Source organism: Mucilaginibacter sp. KACC 22063, assembly GCF_028736115.1.
GTDB lineage: Bacteria > Bacteroidota > Bacteroidia > Sphingobacteriales > Sphingobacteriaceae > Mucilaginibacter.
Window position 1 is genome coordinate 1,764,921 of the sequence record NZ_CP117877.1, and the last position, 16,101, is coordinate 1,781,021.

At 40.8% G+C, this 16,101-nt stretch carries 20 protein-coding genes; 15 read left to right on the forward strand and 5 right to left on the reverse strand.

Annotated features, from left to right (window positions below; genetic code table 11):
* Positions 1–119 precede the first annotated feature (119 nt).
* Positions 120–1,487 carry a magnesium transporter gene (gene mgtE / locus PQ461_RS07800; protein WP_274303032.1) on the forward strand — a complete coding sequence of 456 codons (1,368 nt, stop codon included), beginning with the start codon at positions 120–122 and terminating at the stop codon, positions 1,485–1,487.
* A gap of 64 nt (positions 1,488–1,551) precedes the next feature.
* Here mgtE and PQ461_RS07805 read toward each other — a convergent pair whose 3' ends face one another.
* Positions 1,552–1,878, reverse strand: a complete 327-nt coding sequence (locus tag PQ461_RS07805; protein WP_274303993.1) for a DUF3276 family protein — start codon at positions 1,876–1,878, stop codon at positions 1,552–1,554.
* 187 nt (positions 1,879–2,065) lie between these two features.
* Here PQ461_RS07805 and PQ461_RS07810 point away from each other — a divergent pair, with 187 nt between their 5' ends.
* A complete protein-coding gene (locus tag PQ461_RS07810; RefSeq protein WP_274303034.1) occupies positions 2,066–2,275 on the forward strand; it encodes a cold-shock protein in 210 nt (69 codons plus the stop codon).
* Here PQ461_RS07810 and PQ461_RS07815 read toward each other — a convergent pair.
* Entirely contained in the window at positions 2,262–4,055 is a 1,794-nt protein-coding gene (locus tag PQ461_RS07815) for an ABC transporter ATP-binding protein (protein ID WP_274303037.1), read from the reverse strand. The two genes, PQ461_RS07810 and PQ461_RS07815, sit on opposite strands and share 14 nt — an antisense overlap.
* Before the next feature lie 181 nt (positions 4,056–4,236).
* Between PQ461_RS07815 and PQ461_RS07820 the strand changes: the two genes are divergently transcribed.
* The 9 genes from PQ461_RS07820 to PQ461_RS07860 all read left to right on the forward strand — a co-directional run bounded on the left by PQ461_RS07820 (position 4,237) and on the right by PQ461_RS07860 (position 10,341).
* Positions 4,237–5,325, forward strand: coding sequence for a Glu/Leu/Phe/Val family dehydrogenase (locus PQ461_RS07820; RefSeq protein ID WP_274303039.1), 1,089 nt, complete (start codon positions 4,237–4,239; stop codon positions 5,323–5,325).
* Positions 5,326–5,362: 37 nt separating this feature from the next.
* Positions 5,363–6,310 carry a transcription antitermination factor NusB gene (gene nusB / locus PQ461_RS07825; protein ID WP_274303041.1) on the forward strand — a complete coding sequence of 316 codons (948 nt, stop codon included), beginning with the start codon at positions 5,363–5,365 and terminating at the stop codon, positions 6,308–6,310.
* Positions 6,311–6,314: 4 nt separating this feature from the next.
* Positions 6,315–6,749, forward strand: coding sequence for a DUF1573 domain-containing protein (locus PQ461_RS07830; protein ID WP_274303043.1), 435 nt, complete (start codon positions 6,315–6,317; stop codon positions 6,747–6,749).
* A 10-nt stretch (positions 6,750–6,759) separates the two neighbouring features.
* Positions 6,760–7,086, forward strand: a complete 327-nt coding sequence (gene yajC / locus PQ461_RS07835; RefSeq protein ID WP_274303046.1) for a preprotein translocase subunit YajC — start codon at positions 6,760–6,762, stop codon at positions 7,084–7,086.
* 76 nt (positions 7,087–7,162) lie between these two features.
* A complete protein-coding gene (locus tag PQ461_RS07840; RefSeq protein WP_274303049.1) occupies positions 7,163–8,113 on the forward strand; it encodes a CdaR family protein in 951 nt (316 codons plus the stop codon).
* Complete coding sequence (gene coaE, locus PQ461_RS07845) at positions 8,114–8,713, forward strand: dephospho-CoA kinase (protein WP_274303051.1); 600 nt, start codon at positions 8,114–8,116, stop codon at positions 8,711–8,713.
* Positions 8,710–9,648: an MBL fold metallo-hydrolase gene (locus PQ461_RS07850; RefSeq protein ID WP_274303052.1), complete on the forward strand. Its 939-nt coding sequence runs from the start codon at positions 8,710–8,712 to the stop codon at positions 9,646–9,648. The genes coaE and PQ461_RS07850 overlap by 4 nt, the downstream gene beginning before the upstream one ends.
* Entirely contained in the window at positions 9,648–9,815 is a 168-nt protein-coding gene (locus PQ461_RS07855) for a DUF5522 domain-containing protein (protein ID WP_274303053.1), read from the forward strand. The genes PQ461_RS07850 and PQ461_RS07855 overlap by 1 nt, the downstream gene beginning before the upstream one ends.
* A gap of 34 nt (positions 9,816–9,849) precedes the next feature.
* Complete coding sequence (locus tag PQ461_RS07860) at positions 9,850–10,341, forward strand: MarR family winged helix-turn-helix transcriptional regulator (protein ID WP_274303055.1); 492 nt, start codon at positions 9,850–9,852, stop codon at positions 10,339–10,341.
* Here the strand turns inward: PQ461_RS07860 and PQ461_RS07865 are convergent.
* The gene (locus PQ461_RS07865) at positions 10,338–11,045 is read right to left on the reverse strand and encodes a ZIP family metal transporter (protein WP_274303057.1); all 708 of its coding nucleotides are present in this window, start codon (positions 11,043–11,045) and stop codon (positions 10,338–10,340) included. The two genes, PQ461_RS07860 and PQ461_RS07865, sit on opposite strands and share 4 nt — an antisense overlap.
* Complete coding sequence (locus PQ461_RS07870; RefSeq protein WP_274303059.1) at positions 11,042–11,602, reverse strand: phosphatase PAP2 family protein; 561 nt, start codon at positions 11,600–11,602, stop codon at positions 11,042–11,044. The genes PQ461_RS07865 and PQ461_RS07870 overlap by 4 nt, the downstream gene beginning before the upstream one ends.
* Before the next feature lie 120 nt (positions 11,603–11,722).
* Between PQ461_RS07870 and glmM the strand changes: the two genes are divergently transcribed.
* From glmM to PQ461_RS07890, 4 genes are all read left to right on the forward strand, one after another.
* Positions 11,723–13,111: a phosphoglucosamine mutase gene (gene glmM / locus PQ461_RS07875; protein ID WP_274303062.1), complete on the forward strand. Its 1,389-nt coding sequence runs from the start codon at positions 11,723–11,725 to the stop codon at positions 13,109–13,111.
* 38 nt (positions 13,112–13,149) lie between these two features.
* A complete protein-coding gene (locus PQ461_RS07880; RefSeq protein WP_274303063.1) occupies positions 13,150–13,536 on the forward strand; it encodes a four helix bundle protein in 387 nt (128 codons plus the stop codon).
* Between the two features lie 19 nt (positions 13,537–13,555).
* Complete coding sequence (locus PQ461_RS07885; RefSeq protein WP_274303064.1) at positions 13,556–14,692, forward strand: cysteine desulfurase family protein; 1,137 nt, start codon at positions 13,556–13,558, stop codon at positions 14,690–14,692.
* Between the two features lie 116 nt (positions 14,693–14,808).
* Positions 14,809–15,369 carry a hypothetical protein gene (locus PQ461_RS07890; protein WP_274303067.1) on the forward strand — a complete coding sequence of 187 codons (561 nt, stop codon included), beginning with the start codon at positions 14,809–14,811 and terminating at the stop codon, positions 15,367–15,369.
* A gap of 55 nt (positions 15,370–15,424) precedes the next feature.
* Here PQ461_RS07890 and PQ461_RS07895 read toward each other — a convergent pair whose 3' ends face one another.
* Positions 15,425–16,069: an NAD(P)-dependent oxidoreductase gene (locus PQ461_RS07895; protein ID WP_274303069.1), complete on the reverse strand. Its 645-nt coding sequence runs from the start codon at positions 16,067–16,069 to the stop codon at positions 15,425–15,427.
* Positions 16,070–16,101: the final 32 nt, after the last annotated feature.

The following is a 16,101-nucleotide window of genomic DNA, read 5'->3' on the forward strand; positions in this document are numbered from 1 at the left end:
CAAAAATCCCGCAAAGATAACATAAAAAACATCCGTATAATTTGAAAAAATAAACGACTTTTGCGAGCGATAAATAAATAGGTATAAATATACACCAATGTAAAATAGGAGGCACCGATATGGAAGAAATGGTTGAGCAAATAGAAGCATTGCTGGAGCAGGGTGATCACAATCAACTGCAGGATTATTTGAACAACCTCAATATATCGGATGTTGAACATTTAATTGATGAGCTGCCCGATGAAGGCGCATTATTTATCGAAACATTATCGCTTAATAGGGCGGTAAATGTTTTCCGTATCCTGGACTTTCCTACACAGGAACGTATCATCAAAAAACTTTCGGGACAGAAAACTGCCGAGCTGATCAACGAGCTGCCGCCCGATGACCGTACAGCCTTATTTGGCGAACTGCATGGCGATGCGGTAAAAAACCTGATCATCCACTTACCGCCCGACGACCGTAAAGAAGCACTTGCATTATTAGGTTACGAGGAAGATAGCGTAGGCCGTTTGATGACGCCGGATTACGTAGCCGTTAAGAAAACCTGGAATGTAGAGCGGGTGTTGAACCATATCCGCAGGTATGGTAAAAATTCGGAAACCATTGATGTGATCTATGTGATTGACAGTAATGGTGTGCTGCTGGATGATGTGCGTATCCGTGAAATACTATTGGTAACGCCGGAGACTAAGATGAGTGAGTTGATGGATAACCGCCTGATTGCGCTTAACGTAAATGACCCGCAGCAGGAAGCCATTAACATCTTCAGGATGAATAACCGTGTTGCTTTACCGGTGACAGACGATGAAAATATATTATTAGGTATAGTAACGGTTGATGATATCCTTTGGATAGCTAACGAAGAATATACTGAAGATATACAAAAAATTGGGGGTACCGAAGCCTTAGACGAGCCTTACCTGGACATGCCGCTTTTAAGGCTGGTAAAAAAGCGTGTAAGCTGGCTGATCATCCTCTTCCTGAGTGAAATGCTTACTGCTACAGCAATGGGGTATTTTGAGGGGCAGATACAAAAAGCCGTTGTATTGGCTTTGTTTGTACCGCTGGTAATGTCGAGCGGTGGTAACAGCGGTTCGCAGGCATCAACCCTGATTATTCAGGCTATGGCTTTAGGTGAAGTTACTGTTAAAGAGTGGTGGAGAGTAATGCGGCGCGAAATATTATCCGGATTATTGCTCGGGGCCATATTGGGCACAATAGGGTTTATCCGTATTTCTGTATGGACATTATTTAGTAATATCTATGGTGTTTACTGGCTTCAAACGGCCTTTACAGTAGGTTTTTCGTTGGTGGGTATTGTACTGTGGGGATCGCTGGCAGGGTCGATGCTGCCGTTGTTGTTGAAAAGAATTGGATTAGACCCGGCTACTTCATCAGCCCCGTTTGTGGCCACATTAGTTGACGTTACAGGCCTGATCATTTATTTTTCAATTGCTTTGGCTATCATGCCTAATCTAAAATAAAGGCATAAAAAAAACCTGCACTAAGGCAGGTGGATATTTAGTTGTTTTAGTTAGTTGTGAGGTATTATATTTCGAATGAGAAATCTTCGTCGGCTTTGGAAACCTCAGAAGCATCGCTGAACTCATAACGTTTTTCTACTACTTCCTGGTGAGATTTGATGTAATCAACGGTGGTTTTTAATCCTTCTGCAAATTTTTCAAAGTCTTCCTTGTATAAAAAGATTTTATGCTTAACAAATACACCATCTTCAAGGCGTTTTTTGCTTTCGGTTATGGTCACATAGTAATCATTTGACCTTGTAGCTTTTACATCAAAAAAATAAGTCCTTTTGCCCGCTCTTACCTTCTTTGAAAAAACTTCCTCCCGCTCTCTGTTTTCAAAATCTCCCATTGTTAAAGTATTGTATAGTTTGATTGGCATAAATATAAATAATTTTTCAAACTGCAAGCAATTATTGAAATATTGTTTAAAATATTTAAAACAATTTTAAAAATGATGGGTATTCAATGCCCGCAATCAATTAATTTATAGTTATCTGATATTTAAAATTATCTTGTGCCGACTAATTATAAACAATATGGCAAAGGGTACAGTAAAATGGTTTAATGAAGCAAAAGGATTTGGTTTTATTACACCAGAGGATAGCAAAGAGGATTTATTTGCACACCATTCAGAAATTAAAGATAAAAGTTTAAGATCGTTAGGAGAAGGGCAACGGGTTTCATTTGATGTAAAAAGAGGTGCTAAGGGACCCGAAGCCGCAAATATAGAAATTATTGATTATTAGAAGTTTCCTGTTCTTCAAGTAGCTGCTTTTCATACAGATCAAAATAGGCACCACGTTTCTCCATTAAAGTTTCGTGGTTGCCCTGTTCAATAATCTCTCCATGCTCAAGCACCAGTATCTGGTCGGCATTTTTAATAGTGGAGATACGGTGTGCTATAATAATGCTGGTTTTGCCCTGCATAATTTGCCCCATATTATTTAATATCTCTTCTTCGGTACGGGTATCAACAGCCGAAAGACAATCGTCAAATATTAATATCTGCGGTTGTTTAAATATGGCACGTGCAATTGATACACGTTGTTTTTGTCCACCAGATAATGTAATGCCACGTTCACCGATCATGGTATTAAAGCCTTCATCAAACTCTATGATGTTACCATAAACAGCAGCATCTTTTGCAGCCTGTTCAACCGCAGACATATTCAATGTATCAGCGCTAAAGGCAATGTTGTTGGCAATGGTATCAGAAAAAAGAAATACTTCCTGCGGTACAAATCCTACCTGCGAGCGATAATTATTCAATTCAAGCTCAGGCAACTGGCGGCCATCAATTAAAATATTGCCAGATGTACTGTCATACATGCGCATGATCAGGTTGGCAATCGTTGATTTCCCCGAACCTGTACGGCCAATAATTGCTACCATTTCTCCGGGTTTAGCTTTAAAAGAAACGTTCTTTAAAGCCTTTATGCCGGTATCAGGATAGGTAAAAGAGACATTGTTAAACGTAATTTCACCGTTTACATGATGTGGCACGTCGCCTGATTTTATTTCAGGTTTAGATTGCAGAAACTCGTTGATACGCTTTTGTGAAGCTGCTGCACGTTGTATTAAAGAAGTAACCCAACCTAAGGCCATTACCGGGAAGGTAAGCTGGTTGAGATAAACGATAAATTCGGCAATATTGCCCGGTGTAACCGTACCTTTCATTACCTCTACACCGCCAACATAAATAATGATCACATTACTGATGCCAATCAGCAGCAGCATAAGCGGGTAAAAAAGCGCCTGTACTTTTACCAGCCCCATCGAATGCACTTTGTAATTCTCGCTCTCGTTGGCAAAGCTGTCGCGGATAAACTTCTCACGTACGTATGATTTAACTACACGAATGCCCGAAAAGGTTTCCTGCACAAAACTCGACATGCCTGATAACCGCTGTTGTATCTTTTCGCTGCGGTAATTGATGATGCTGTTAACGTAATAAATGGTTAAGGCCAGTATAGGCATTGGCAATACAGAGAATAGCGCCAGCCTTACGTTAACCATCATCATGGCATATATCACCAATATAAATAATACAATAGTATTTACAGAATACATGATACCCGGTCCAAGATACATGCGCACACGGGTAACATCTTCGGTGGCACGGTTCATCAGGTCCCCTGTACTGTGCCTGCGGTAAAAAGCTAATGAAAGCTGCTGGTAATGATTATAGATAAGATTTTTCAAGTCATACTCAATATGCCTCGACATCAGGATCAGTGTCTGGCGCATGAAAAACAAGAACAAGCCACGCACTAACGACAATGCAAGCACCAGCATGCCAAACAGCAATAAGCTCGACCCGAAAATATCATAGATCACACTTTGTCGGTTAAAACCGTTGTAAAGTCTATAGATAGCAATGTTTTCTGCCACAAGGTCAAAAGCAACACTGATAACCTTTGCAGGCAACACACCGAAAATATTGGATATGATTACAAATAATATCCCCGGAATAAAGCGCCAGCGGTATTTGTAAAAAAATCGGTTTAAAAATGCAAGGTCTTTCATAAGCTTGGCGGTAAAAATACAAGAAGATGTGCAGATGCGCTAATTTGCTATGCTCCAATTTACATAGGTGTGAAACTCCTGCGCATGTTTGCTGCCCTTATATTTTACTATATGCATATTACTTTTGCTGCTCTCAAAAAAACATCTAATTTTGTAGCGGTTTCAACAGCCGACTCGCAAAATGCCGTCTACGGATAACACATCAACCCCTGTTTTTAATCTTTTGAATGCGCTGGGGCATCAAAAAGTAGTTTTTTGTAATGATCCCGATACCGGTTTAAAAGCAATTATCGCTATTCATAACACTACATTAGGCCCTGCATTAGGCGGTACGCGTATGTGGACTTACAAAAGCGAGCAGGATGCGCTTACAGATGCTTTGCGTTTATCAAAAAGCATGACCTATAAAGCGGCCATTAACGGCCTTAACCTGGGCGGTGGTAGTGCAGTAATTATGGGCGACCCTCGCAGGGATAAAACCGAAGCTATGATGCGCCGCCTGGGCAGGTTTATTAAAAATCTGAACGGCGAATATATTACAGCCGAAGATATGGGCACCAACACCCGCGACATGGAGTATATCCGCATGGAAACTGAACATGTAACCGGTGTTCCTGAAACCATAGGGGGCAGTGGCGACCCAACACCAATTGCCGCCAAAGGTGTATTTATGGGTATCAAGGCATCAGTGAAGGAGATGTTTGGCACAGATACATTGGCTGGACGGTCTGTAATAGTGCAGGGAATAGGCCATGTAGGTGAAAACCTGGTTAAGCTGCTTCGTGAAGAAAATACAAAGGTTTACGTTAGCGATATTAATGAGGAACGGCTTGTACAGGTAGCCAAAAAATATGGTGCTGAAGCTATTGCCAATAATACCATATTTGATGTTCCGGCTGATATTTATGCTCCCTGTGCGCTTGGGGCTACCATCAACAGCCGTACTATTGATAAATTACAATGCGCTATTATAGCGGGATCGGCAAATAATCAGTTGGAAGACGAAAACATCCACGGGCATATGTTGTTGGAAAAAGGTATTCTGTATGCGCCGGATTATGTTATAAATGCCGGGGGCCTCATTAACTGTTACTCCGAGTTAATGGGTTTCAGCAAAAAACGTACGCTACAGCTTACGGAGAATATATACAACGCTACCCGTAATATTTTAAAACTATCAAAAGCCGAAAACATAAGTACAATTGAGGCAGCAAACAAAATAGCCGAAAAGCGTATTTCTGACATTAAAAAAGTTAAATCATCATATTAAATTGTAACAGGGCGCTGCCCAAAATCGTTCTTATTAAATGCTAAACAGAAGGCACCTTAGGGTAAAAGTATTACAGGCTTTATACGCCTATTATCAAACAGAAAAAAAAGACTTGAAGCTGAATGAAAAAAATCTGCTTCAAAGTATCGACAAGGTATACGAAATGTATATCTGGATGTTGTCGCTTATCTCAGAAGTGGCAGACTATGTAGTTACAGATGCCGAAGAGCGTGCAAACAAATATCTACCCACTGAAGAAGATCTGAAACCTAACTTTAAGATCAGCGAAAATCGTTTCCTGGTTTCACTTAAACAAAACGCAGATTATATTGCGGCAATTAAAAAATATAAAATTTCCTGGGATTTTGACCCTGAGCTTGCCAAAGCTTTGTTTACGATACTGAAAAATTCGCCGGAGTATAAAGAATATCTTGAATTTAAGGATGATACCATTCAGACTGATAAAGATATTATCAAGTTTATATTTAAAAAAGTGATCCTGAAATCTTCACTGGCCGAACAGGTGTTTGAAGATAAATTTATTCACTGGCCGGTTGACAGAGACGTTCTGCAGGCGCTTATTGCAAAAACCTTCAAAAACTTCTCATACGATGATCCAAGGCAGAATAAACTGGCAGAGGTTACAGGCAACTGGACCGAAGACCGCGAGTTTATCATCGAGCTTTTCCAGCAAACCATTCGCCACGACGAAGAGTACCAGGAACTGATCAATAATAAAACGCAAAACTGGGAGCCTGAGCGTATTGCCATGATGGATACTTTACTGATGAAAATGGCCATTACAGAATTTATTAATTTTGCTTCAGTGCCGGTTAAGGTAACCATTAATGAGTATCTTGAAATAGCAAAAGAATTTAGTACACCTAAAAGTAATTCATTTATAAACGGTATACTTGATAAGATTTTATTTGAACTTAAAGCCGGTAACAAAATCAGAAAAACCGGTAGGGGATTAATTGAATAATCAAATGAAAAAAGTTTTTTTAGCCCTTATTGCCCTTAGTACGCTTGCAGCTTGTAAGCAGGCATCGTCATCAAACAATGCAAAGGCCGACAGCACTACCACAGTTTCTGCCGCTAACCTGCCGGTGATGAAATTTGAGCGCGAAACACATGATTTTGGTAAAGTAAAATCGGGCGATGTAGTGAAATATGATTTTAAATTCACCAACACCGGTAAATCGCCGCTTATTATTACCAATGCTACTGCTACATGCGGTTGCACAAAACCAGATTATCCTAAAAGCCCTGTTGCACCCGGCGAAAACGGTGTTATACACGTTGAGTTTAACAGCACCGGTAAAATGGGCCTGCAAGACAAACAAATTACAATTACAGCAAATACTAACCCAGCCGAATCAAGGGTACACCTTATCGGTGATGTAACGGTTGACAGTAAATAATAAATAAAAAATGATATCAACAATTCTATTACAGGCTGCTGGCGGCTTAGGTGGTTTCGGACAATTATTACCAATTGTGCTAATCATCGTTGTGTTTTATTTCTTCATGATACGCCCGCAGGTTAAAAAGCAAAAAGATCAGAAAAAATATGTTGACGAGCTTAAAAAAGGAGACAAAGTAGTTACCACTGCTGGTATTCATGGTAAAGTTGCCGACATTAATGATACCACTTTTTTGGTTGAGGTTGATAACGGTGTTAAGATCCGTTTTGATAAATCAGCGATCTCTTTAGAAGCGTCGAGAGCCTTGAACAATCCGGCTCCCGCAAAAGCTTAAACAGCAATATAAAGATTCAAGTGCCGTTCAGTTGTAAATAATTGAGCGGCATTTTAATTTAGAAAGTTTAAGAACTATGCCAATAATAAAGCTATCAGTAACAGAACGCAGGCGTCTTACCGCGTTTATTACATGCCTTGTGCTTGCTGCTGTGGCGTGGATACTTATTACGCTTTCTAATGATTACAGCTTTAAAGTTCGTCGTTTGCTGGTTTACGCAAACGTACCGCAACGCCGCGCGTTCAAGGCTTTACAGTCTGATACGATAGACGTTACTGTACAGGGTACCGGGTGGGATATGCTATTCTCGAGGTTTAAGCCCGTTGACGAGCGTATATACGTCGACCTGCATTCGCTGGAGACCAAAAACTATATCGCGCTTTATAATCAGATCAATCAGATCAACGGCCGTAAAGAAGACCCCGAACAGAAAATCATCGGTTTTGACCCTGATACGCTTTATTTTGACTTTACTAATCGCAGTACCAAGCGGGTGCCGGTAAAACTGCAGTCAAAAATCGACTATCAGCAGCAATATGACCTGGCAGGTAATATTACGTTGCGCCCTGCCTATGTTACTTTAAGCGGCCCAAGTAATGTTATAGATAAAATTACAAGCTGGAAAACCGACTCGCTTAAGCTTAATGATATTGATGAACCCGTAAGTACACGTGTAAACCTGCAGCGTGGGGGTGAAGGTAACCTGAGCATTTATCCTAAAGCGGTTGAGGTGCAGATCCCGGTTGACGAGTTTACAGAAAAAACAATTGAGGTGCCGGTTAAAGTAACAGGTAATGTAAACTATTATGATGTAAAGATATTTCCGCAAAAGGTAAAAGTAACTTTTACTACATCTTTAAACCGTTACCCAGAGATAGATGCTGATTTTTTTGAGGCAACAGTAGATCTTAATCTTTGGCGGGAGCATAGTTACACTTCTTTACCTGTTAAACTGAACCGAGTTCCGGCCTTTTGCCGTATTGTGAAAATTGAACCGCAAACTGTAGATTTCATTATAAAAAAATAGATGTTGAAGATCGGTATCACCGGAAACATTGGCAGCGGCAAAACAACTGTAAGCAAGATTTTTGAATTACTTGGCATCCCTGTTTTTTATGCTGACGCCGCTGCAAAAGCGGTGATGACAACCGATCAATTATTGATAGGCGGATTAAAACAGCAGTTTGGCAACGAGGCTTATTTTGATAATGGGGAACTTAACCGCAAGTATATAGCTGCAAAGGTTTTTACAGACCCGGCAGAATTGGCGAAGTTAAATGCATTGGTACATCCCGCAGTATTCCGATCTTTTGACGAATGGGTAAAAGGGTTTTCCGATGTACCCTATGTGATTAAAGAGGCTGCTATTCTGTTCGAAAGCGGTTCTTATAAATTATGTGATTATAATATTATTGTAACTGCGCCGCTGCAAATGCGTTTGGATAGAGTAATTAAACGGGATCATATTACTCCGTCAGAAGCCGATAGCCGCAACAGCCGCCAAATGCCGGAAGAGGAAAAAGTTAAACTTGCCGATTTCCGAATAAAAAATGACGATACCGAATTAGTGATACCACAGGTGCTGGCGCTGCATCAGCAGCTGTTAAAGCTGGCCGAAAGCAAATGATTTTAGACGATTTTATTTATATTAACGATAAAGGTATTTATTGCCCCTACGGTGATTTTTATCTTGATCCGCAGCAGCCCGTTGCAACTGCGGTAATTTCTCATGCCCATGCAGACCATGCCATAGCAGGTAATAACGAGGTATATAGTACCGAAGCTACCGCTGCATTTATGCAATTGCGATATGGTAAAAATGCAGCAAAGGTTTTTAATATTGTCAACTGGCACAAGCCGTTTCAAATAAAAGGGATTCAGATTACCTTTATTCCTGCCGGCCATATGTTAGGTTCAGCAATGGTGTATATGGAGTATAATGGCGCAAGCTACTTATACACCGGTGATTTTAAGTTGCAGACCGATGCAACCTGTGAACCTATTGAATGGCTAAAGGCAGATGTATTAATTACAGAAAGTACCTTTGCTGATCCGGTGGTTTTACATCCCGACCCGGTTGAAGAGATAAATAAACTGAATGATATTAAAACCAATATTTTACTGGGTGCTTATGGCTTAGGTAAAAGTCAGCGGCTGATTAATCTCATCACTACGCATGTTCCGCAGAAAAAAGTACTGGTACACCATAAAATTATGCCCCTGAATGCCATTTATCAGAAAATGGGATATACTCTTGGTATGCATCAATTGTATAATCGTAAACTGATGAAAACCCAGGATGAGTATGTTTACATTGTGCCACCATTTACTTTTGATAGTTATATCAGAGCTACAGGAGTAAAGCGGATATTTGCCTCAGGCTGGAAAAACCTGCAGGTTAATCAGCACGATACCTTGTTTATTTCGGATCATGCCGACTGGAATGACATACTCACCGCTATACAGCAGGTTGAGCCCAAACAGATATGGACTTTACATGGCGATGGCAAGCATCTTAAAAATCATTTTGAGAATAATATCTTTGTAAAGATTTTAAATTGATGCCGTTGATAGAAGATATAGATTACTACATTAACCAGGATGGTAACTATGTTTTTACCCGCGAGTATCATTTAAAGCGTGGATATTGCTGCAAAAATAAATGCCTGCATTGCCCCTGGAGTTATGGGCGTAATGATAAGGATAAAGCGCAGCAGAAAAATAAATAAACATAATTGCGATATTTGCAGTTAAGTTATTGTCATGAAAATAGACGAAGAGATACAGGGGAAATTTGAGGATGACTACCATCGTGTTGTAGTTAATTTAAGTTATACCTATGGCTGGCTCAATAATTTGCTGCGCTACCAGTTTGAACGCTATAATCTTACAAGTCAGCAATTTAATATTCTGCGTATTTTACGCGGCCAGTATCCAAAGCCGGCTACAGTTAATCTGCTAAAAGAGCGTATGCTCGATAAAATGTCTGATGCATCACGTATAGTGGACCGCCTTGTTCAAAAAGGCCTGGTTTCGCGTTGTATAAATAATAAAGACCGCCGCGCTGTGGATATCCGAATCAGCGAAGATGGACTTGAGGTGCTGAAAAAAATGGATATAGAGTTTAAAACCAGGGATATTATACAAGCGCATTTAACTGAACAGGAAGCTGAACAGTTAAGCGACTTGCTTGATAAGCTGAGGGGGGCTGAAGCTCCATGCACCAAAGGCGACTGCTGTGAAGGAGCAGATTAAAGTTCAGTAACGAAGCCTCCGAGTGCAATCCCCACACCTAATACAACTGCCATCAGTTTACGGCGGTTAAATTTGTGATCCGGCCCGGCCTCAAATAATATGGTGGTGGATATATGAAGAAAGATACCGATTACAACACCCATTATGCGATTGAAATAGTGTTGTAAATTTCCTATCCCCCCATTACTTAACGTTTCGCTGAAGAAATATCCTGCCGGGGACATTAATGCAAATAGCAGGATATAAAACCCTATTGCTGTTTTACGCTGATTGTTGTGCAGTAACACCGTACCCAAGGCAAAAGCCGCAGGGATATGATGCAGGGCAATACCGAAAACCAGTTGCGACTGATAGCCCTGTGCCAATGGCATTCCTTCTAAAAACGCATGCAGGCATAAGCTCACCATAATGCCTACAGGAAATGCACTATGGTCATGTGTGTGCATGTGGCCATGTTCAATACCATCCGAAAATTGCTCTAATACAATCTGGAATAAAAATCCGGCCAGTATAAACACCCCTACCAGGTTATCATTGCCATGATAAGCATCCGGAATGAGGTGCAGTACCGTAATGGCAAATAAATATGCCCCGCTGAAAGACAGGATCAGCCGCAGTTGCTTGTGGTTATCACCTTTAAATAAAAAAACAGACATGCCGCCAAAAAATGCAGCTGAGAATAATAAAAGCGATTGCCAGATCATGTATTGTAAAATGCAGGTTGAAGCTTTTTGTTTAGCAGTGCGAACAATGTTCCGATGAGCGAGCCGTATAAAGCACCGGCTGTAACATCAACAGGATAATGCACCCCAACATAAACCTGGGCAAAGCTAATCAGTCCGGCCCATAAAATCCCCCAAAACCAGATCCATCTCCATTTTTTACAAAAGATCAATATTAGGAAAACCGCCATTGCGAAATGATCGGTAGCATGGGTTGACGGAAAACTGTATCCCGTACCGCATCCAACACGGCTAATTACTTTACCGGCCAAAGCAGGTTCGCGGCAGGGGCGAAGCCTTTGTACCTGGTATTTGATAAGCGACGCACTGGTGAAATCGGCCACGCCAACGGTTGCCAATAACAGCAAAATGATAACAATGCCTTGCTTTTTATATTTCCAGATGCAAAATAGGACGATGAATACATAGAGCGGTATCCAAAACTTAGGGTTACGCAGCCATGGCATTACCACGTCAAAAAACGGGTTGGTAAGGTCGTGATTGATGAAATAAAATAAATGCCGGTCGAGCTGTAGCAACTTTGTAGATATTAGCGTAAGTGATTTCAAATATAGCTATAATCAGTAGTGTGCAAAACATTGTTAAAGGTTATTGCTGTAGGGTTTTAATTGCTATTTTTGCGTTCTAATAAAAGTATTTTGACATTAATAAAATCTATCTCAGGGATCCGCGGTACGATTGGCGGGAAGGCAGGCGAAGGATTAACACCTATCGATATCGTAAAATTTACTTCAGCATATGGTAAATGGGCTGTAACACAATCGGGCAATAACAAAATTGTAGTTGGCCGCGATGCCCGTATCTCTGGCAGCATGGTGAATAACCTTGTTATTGGTACGCTGCAGGGCCTGGGGATAAATGTTGTTGACCTGGGCTTATCTACAACGCCAACTGTAGAAGTTGCTGTTCCGATGGAAAAAGCCGCAGGTGGCATTATCATTACCGCAAGCCATAACCCAAAGCAATGGAATGCGCTTAAGCTGCTGAACGCGGACGGTGAATTTATTAGCGATGCTGACGGTAAAGAAGTATTGGATATTGCAGAAAGTAGTGATTTTTATTTTGCCAACGTAGATGAGTTGGGCACCGTTACCACTGATGATAGCTATCTTCAGAAACATATTGATGCCATTTTAGCATTGCCATTGGTTGATAAAGACGCTATTGCTAAAGCTAACTTCAGCGTAGTAATTGATTGTGTTAACTCAACCGGAGGCTTATTTGTGCCGGCCCTGCTAAAGGCTTTAGGCGTAAACACAGTGCATCAGTTGTATTGCGATCCGGATGGTAAGTTTCCGCACAACCCCGAGCCACTGCCAGAAAACCTGATTGCGCTATCGCAGGAAGTGGTTGCTAAAAAAGCAGATTTAGGTATAGCTGTTGACCCTGATGTCGACCGCTTATGCTTTGTTAACGAAGACGGATCGATGTTTGGCGAGGAGTATACGTTGGTAGCCGTTGCCGATTACGTTTTAAAAAGCACCAAAGGTAATACCGTATCAAACCTGTCATCAACCCGTGCGCTGCGTGATGTTACCGAAAAAGCAGGCGGTGTTTACGAAGGTGCCGCGGTAGGCGAGGTGAACGTGGTTAACAAAATGAAAGAAACCAATGCGGTTATAGGAGGAGAAGGCAATGGAGGGGTTATCTATCCCGAATTGCATTATGGCCGCGATGCGTTAGCTGGCATAGCTTTATTTTTAAGCCATCTGGCTAAATTTGGTAAATCGATCTCGGTTTTAAGGGCAAGTTATCCGGCTTATTATATCTCTAAAAACAAAATTACGTTAACACCTGAAATGGATATAGATGCGTTATTGTTAAAAGTTGAAGAGAAATATAAGAAGCAGCCGCATACCACTATAGACGGACTTAAAATTGAATTCGACAAAGAATGGGTACATCTTCGCCGTTCAAATACAGAACCTATTATCCGTATTTACTCAGAAGGTAACTCAGAAACGGTTGCAAACAACCTGGCAAACAAGATAATTGCTGACATTAAAGAAATTTTGCATATAAACTAACAATTAGTGATTAGTGAATTAGCGAGTTAGTGATTAATATGGAAAATTACAATAACGATTTTGCTGAAAAATTTCGAGCTCGAACTAAACACTTTGTTTTAGAAGTTATAAAGTTGTATAGGCTATTGCCAAGAAGTGTTGAAGCACAGATCATAGGTAAGCAATGGCTTCGTTGTTCTACGTCAGTTGGTGCTAATTATAGAGCAGCTTGTCGGGCAAGATCACAAAATGAGTTTTCCTCTAAATTGTCAATTGTTATTGAAGAGGTTGATGAAAGCTTATTCTGGATGGAGTTGCTGATAGAGTCTCAAATAATGGAAAAGGAAAAATTAATAATAGTTATGAATGAAGCAACCGAAATTTTGAAAGTGGTATCAACTGCGAGAAAAAGTATATCGGAAAAAAAGAATTTACTCATTCACTAACTCACTAATCATAATTAAAATGCGTGTTTATTTAGATAATGCTGCTACAACACCTCTGGACCCGGAGGTAATGAAAGAAATGTACAGGGTAATGGAAAGCCAGTTTGGTAATCCGTCATCTATACATGCGCATGGCCGCGAAGCAAGGGCTTTGATTGAAAAAGCAAGACGTACGGTAGCAAACCTGTTGCATACTTCGCCTGCAGAAATATTTTTCACATCAGGCGGTACCGAAGCAGATAACATGGCCATTCGTAGCGGTATCAGCGGCTATGGCCTTAAACACGCAATTACAACTCGGTTAGAGCATCATGCTGTAGTACACACACTGGAAGCGTTGGAAAAAGCCGGTATTATAAAATTAAGCTTTGTAAACGTAGACCAAAATGGCAGCCTGGACTACGAGCATTTAGAGCAATTGTTAAAGGATAACGAACGCAGTTTTGTTTCTTTAATGCATGCCAATAATGAGTTAGGTACTTTGAATGATATTGAGCGCATAGGCGAGCTTTGTGAGCAATACAATGCTATCTATCATTGCGATACCGTACAAACCGTTGGCCATTACAGGCACGATCTGAGCAAGCTTAAAGTGCATTTTATGGTGTGTGCAGCGCATAAATTGCACGGCCCTAAAGGCGTAGGCTTTTTATATATCAATCATAAGGTAAAAATAGACCCAATGATTTATGGAGGTGCGCAAGAACGTAATATGCGCGGCGGTACCGAAAATGTTTACGGTATTGCAGGTTTGGCAAAGGCACTGGAAATGGCTTATACAGAAATGGATGAGCACCAGGAAAAAATACAAGGCTTGAAAACTTATATGATGGAAAGCCTTAAAGCGCAAATACCGGGCATCCACTTTAATGGCGAAACGGATCCTGAAAAAAGTTTATATACAGTATTAAACGTTTCGTTCCCCGAAATGGATATGGCAGATATGCTGTTATTTAATCTTGATATTGCGGGTATCTCCGCTTCGGGTGGCAGTGCATGTAGCTCGGGTACCAATATTGGTTCACACGTGTTAAATGCCATAGGTGCAAATCCAGACAGGCCTGCTGTAAGATTTTCTTTCTCTAAATACAATACGAAAGAAGAAGTGGATTACACGGTAGGTAAAATCCGCGAGATCTGCCTGGTTAATGCATAGGGGATTTCTTATCAAATATTTAATTAGCACAGCTGTGAGGCTGTGCTTTTTTGTTCCAAATCTAAAAACAATAGCGTTATCGCTTTGGTTATTATATTAACTAAACAGATAAAACTATGACAGCTTTTAGAGAGGATTCCTGGACAGAACAGGACAATCAGTATAGAACTGACGAGATAAATTATAATCGTTTTTCTGACGTAGCAACACCTGACCCGGAGGATGACGATCTGCTTGACGACGATGATGATTTAGGTGATGACACCGATCTTGATGATGAAACAAGCATTGCGGGTGATGATGAGGAGGATTTGCTTGATGATGATCTGGATGAGGAGGAAGATGACGATCTGATTGATGCAAATAGCAATATCATCAGCGCAAGTGATGCCGATCCTGATGATGACTTTGAAAGCCCAGAGCCTGATTTTGACCAGGATGAAACACCGGAAAGAGAAGAATCAGACAGTGAAGATTTGCGTTATCCTAAGGAAGATACTACCAATCCGCAGGAAAACGAAAGCAATACTTCATGGAGTGAGCAGATTGACGTTACCCGTCCGGAGCAGCATGAGTTTCCGTCAGAAGGGCATGCCAAAACAAACTTTGAAGCCCGCCCACATGGCCGCACCACTGGTCGTATGATCGGAGATGACCCAGGTACCGAAGGTATTTGATCAAATAATGAATTTAAAACAAAGAAGCCTGAGCATTGCTCAGGCTTCTTTGTTTTTAGTAACCAATGGTGAAACGGCGTTTTACAAACTGGTTTTTTTCTAATTCATCAAGCAGGGCTACTGCAAGATCATCAGCAGTTATAGCGCTTTTGTGGTGTTCATCAAATACCGGTTGATCTGTTCCGGTGCGGTATTTACCTGTGCGTTCTCCGGGGTGCAAATCAATGGCCGGGCTTAAAAATGTCCAATTCAGCTCGTTTTCTTTTTTAAGTATGTTTAAATAATCGCGGGCAGCTGTAGCGCCGGCTTTCCATTCTGCCGGAAAGTTAGGGCTATCAACCAGTTGCAATCCGGGTTGTATCTCTAAGCTACCTGCGCCACCAATAAAGATATAGCGTTTAACTCCAGCTTGTTTAGTAGCTTGCTGTATGGTTTCACCGCCTTTAATAAAATCGTTATACAAGTTTGGGTTAGTCCAGCCTGCATTAAAAGCACTTACTACAGCATCATGCCCGCGTAAAGCTTCAGTAAGTTTATCCAGGTCATAAACATCTAAAGCCACTTTGGTAAGCTTTTCATCTTCAACAGTGATCTTTTGCGTATCACGGGCTATAGCTGTAACTGTATAACCGCGTTGTAAAGCTTCCTTTAAAATACTGGTGCCTGTAAAGCCAGATGCACCGATTAATGCAATTTTCATAAGATTTAATTAATTGTAAGAAATAATATTAC

Bases quoted from the DNA above. Each gene is read 5' to 3' on its own strand.
- PQ461_RS07885 (WP_274303064.1), top strand. From the start codon at position 13,556: ATGCGTGTTTATTTAGATAATGCTGCTACAACACCTCTGGACCCGGAG.
- PQ461_RS07890 (WP_274303067.1), top strand. From the start codon at position 14,809: ATGACAGCTTTTAGAGAGGATTCCTGGACAGAACAGGACAATCAGTAT.
- PQ461_RS07810 (WP_274303034.1), top strand. From the start codon at position 2,066: ATGGCAAAGGGTACAGTAAAATGGTTTAATGAAGCAAAAGGATTTGGT.
- PQ461_RS07830 (WP_274303043.1), top strand. From the start codon at position 6,315: ATGAAAAAAGTTTTTTTAGCCCTTATTGCCCTTAGTACGCTTGCAGCT.
- nusB (WP_274303041.1), top strand. From the start codon at position 5,363: ATGCTAAACAGAAGGCACCTTAGGGTAAAAGTATTACAGGCTTTATAC.
- PQ461_RS07865 (WP_274303057.1), bottom strand. From the start codon at position 11,045: ATGATCTGGCAATCGCTTTTATTATTCTCAGCTGCATTTTTTGGCGGC.
- PQ461_RS07815 (WP_274303037.1), bottom strand. From the start codon at position 4,055: ATGAAAGACCTTGCATTTTTAAACCGATTTTTTTACAAATACCGCTGG.
- yajC (WP_274303046.1), top strand. From the start codon at position 6,760: ATGATATCAACAATTCTATTACAGGCTGCTGGCGGCTTAGGTGGTTTC.
- coaE (WP_274303051.1), top strand. From the start codon at position 8,114: ATGTTGAAGATCGGTATCACCGGAAACATTGGCAGCGGCAAAACAACT.
- mgtE (WP_274303032.1), top strand. From the start codon at position 120: ATGGAAGAAATGGTTGAGCAAATAGAAGCATTGCTGGAGCAGGGTGAT.
- PQ461_RS07820 (WP_274303039.1), top strand. From the start codon at position 4,237: ATGCCGTCTACGGATAACACATCAACCCCTGTTTTTAATCTTTTGAAT.
- PQ461_RS07895 (WP_274303069.1), bottom strand. From the start codon at position 16,069: ATGAAAATTGCATTAATCGGTGCATCTGGCTTTACAGGCACCAGTATT.
- PQ461_RS07840 (WP_274303049.1), top strand. From the start codon at position 7,163: ATGCCAATAATAAAGCTATCAGTAACAGAACGCAGGCGTCTTACCGCG.
- PQ461_RS07860 (WP_274303055.1), top strand. From the start codon at position 9,850: ATGAAAATAGACGAAGAGATACAGGGGAAATTTGAGGATGACTACCAT.
- PQ461_RS07850 (WP_274303052.1), top strand. From the start codon at position 8,710: ATGATTTTAGACGATTTTATTTATATTAACGATAAAGGTATTTATTGC.
- PQ461_RS07805 (WP_274303993.1), bottom strand. From the start codon at position 1,878: ATGGGAGATTTTGAAAACAGAGAGCGGGAGGAAGTTTTTTCAAAGAAG.
- PQ461_RS07880 (WP_274303063.1), top strand. From the start codon at position 13,150: ATGGAAAATTACAATAACGATTTTGCTGAAAAATTTCGAGCTCGAACT.
- PQ461_RS07855 (WP_274303053.1), top strand. From the start codon at position 9,648: ATGCCGTTGATAGAAGATATAGATTACTACATTAACCAGGATGGTAAC.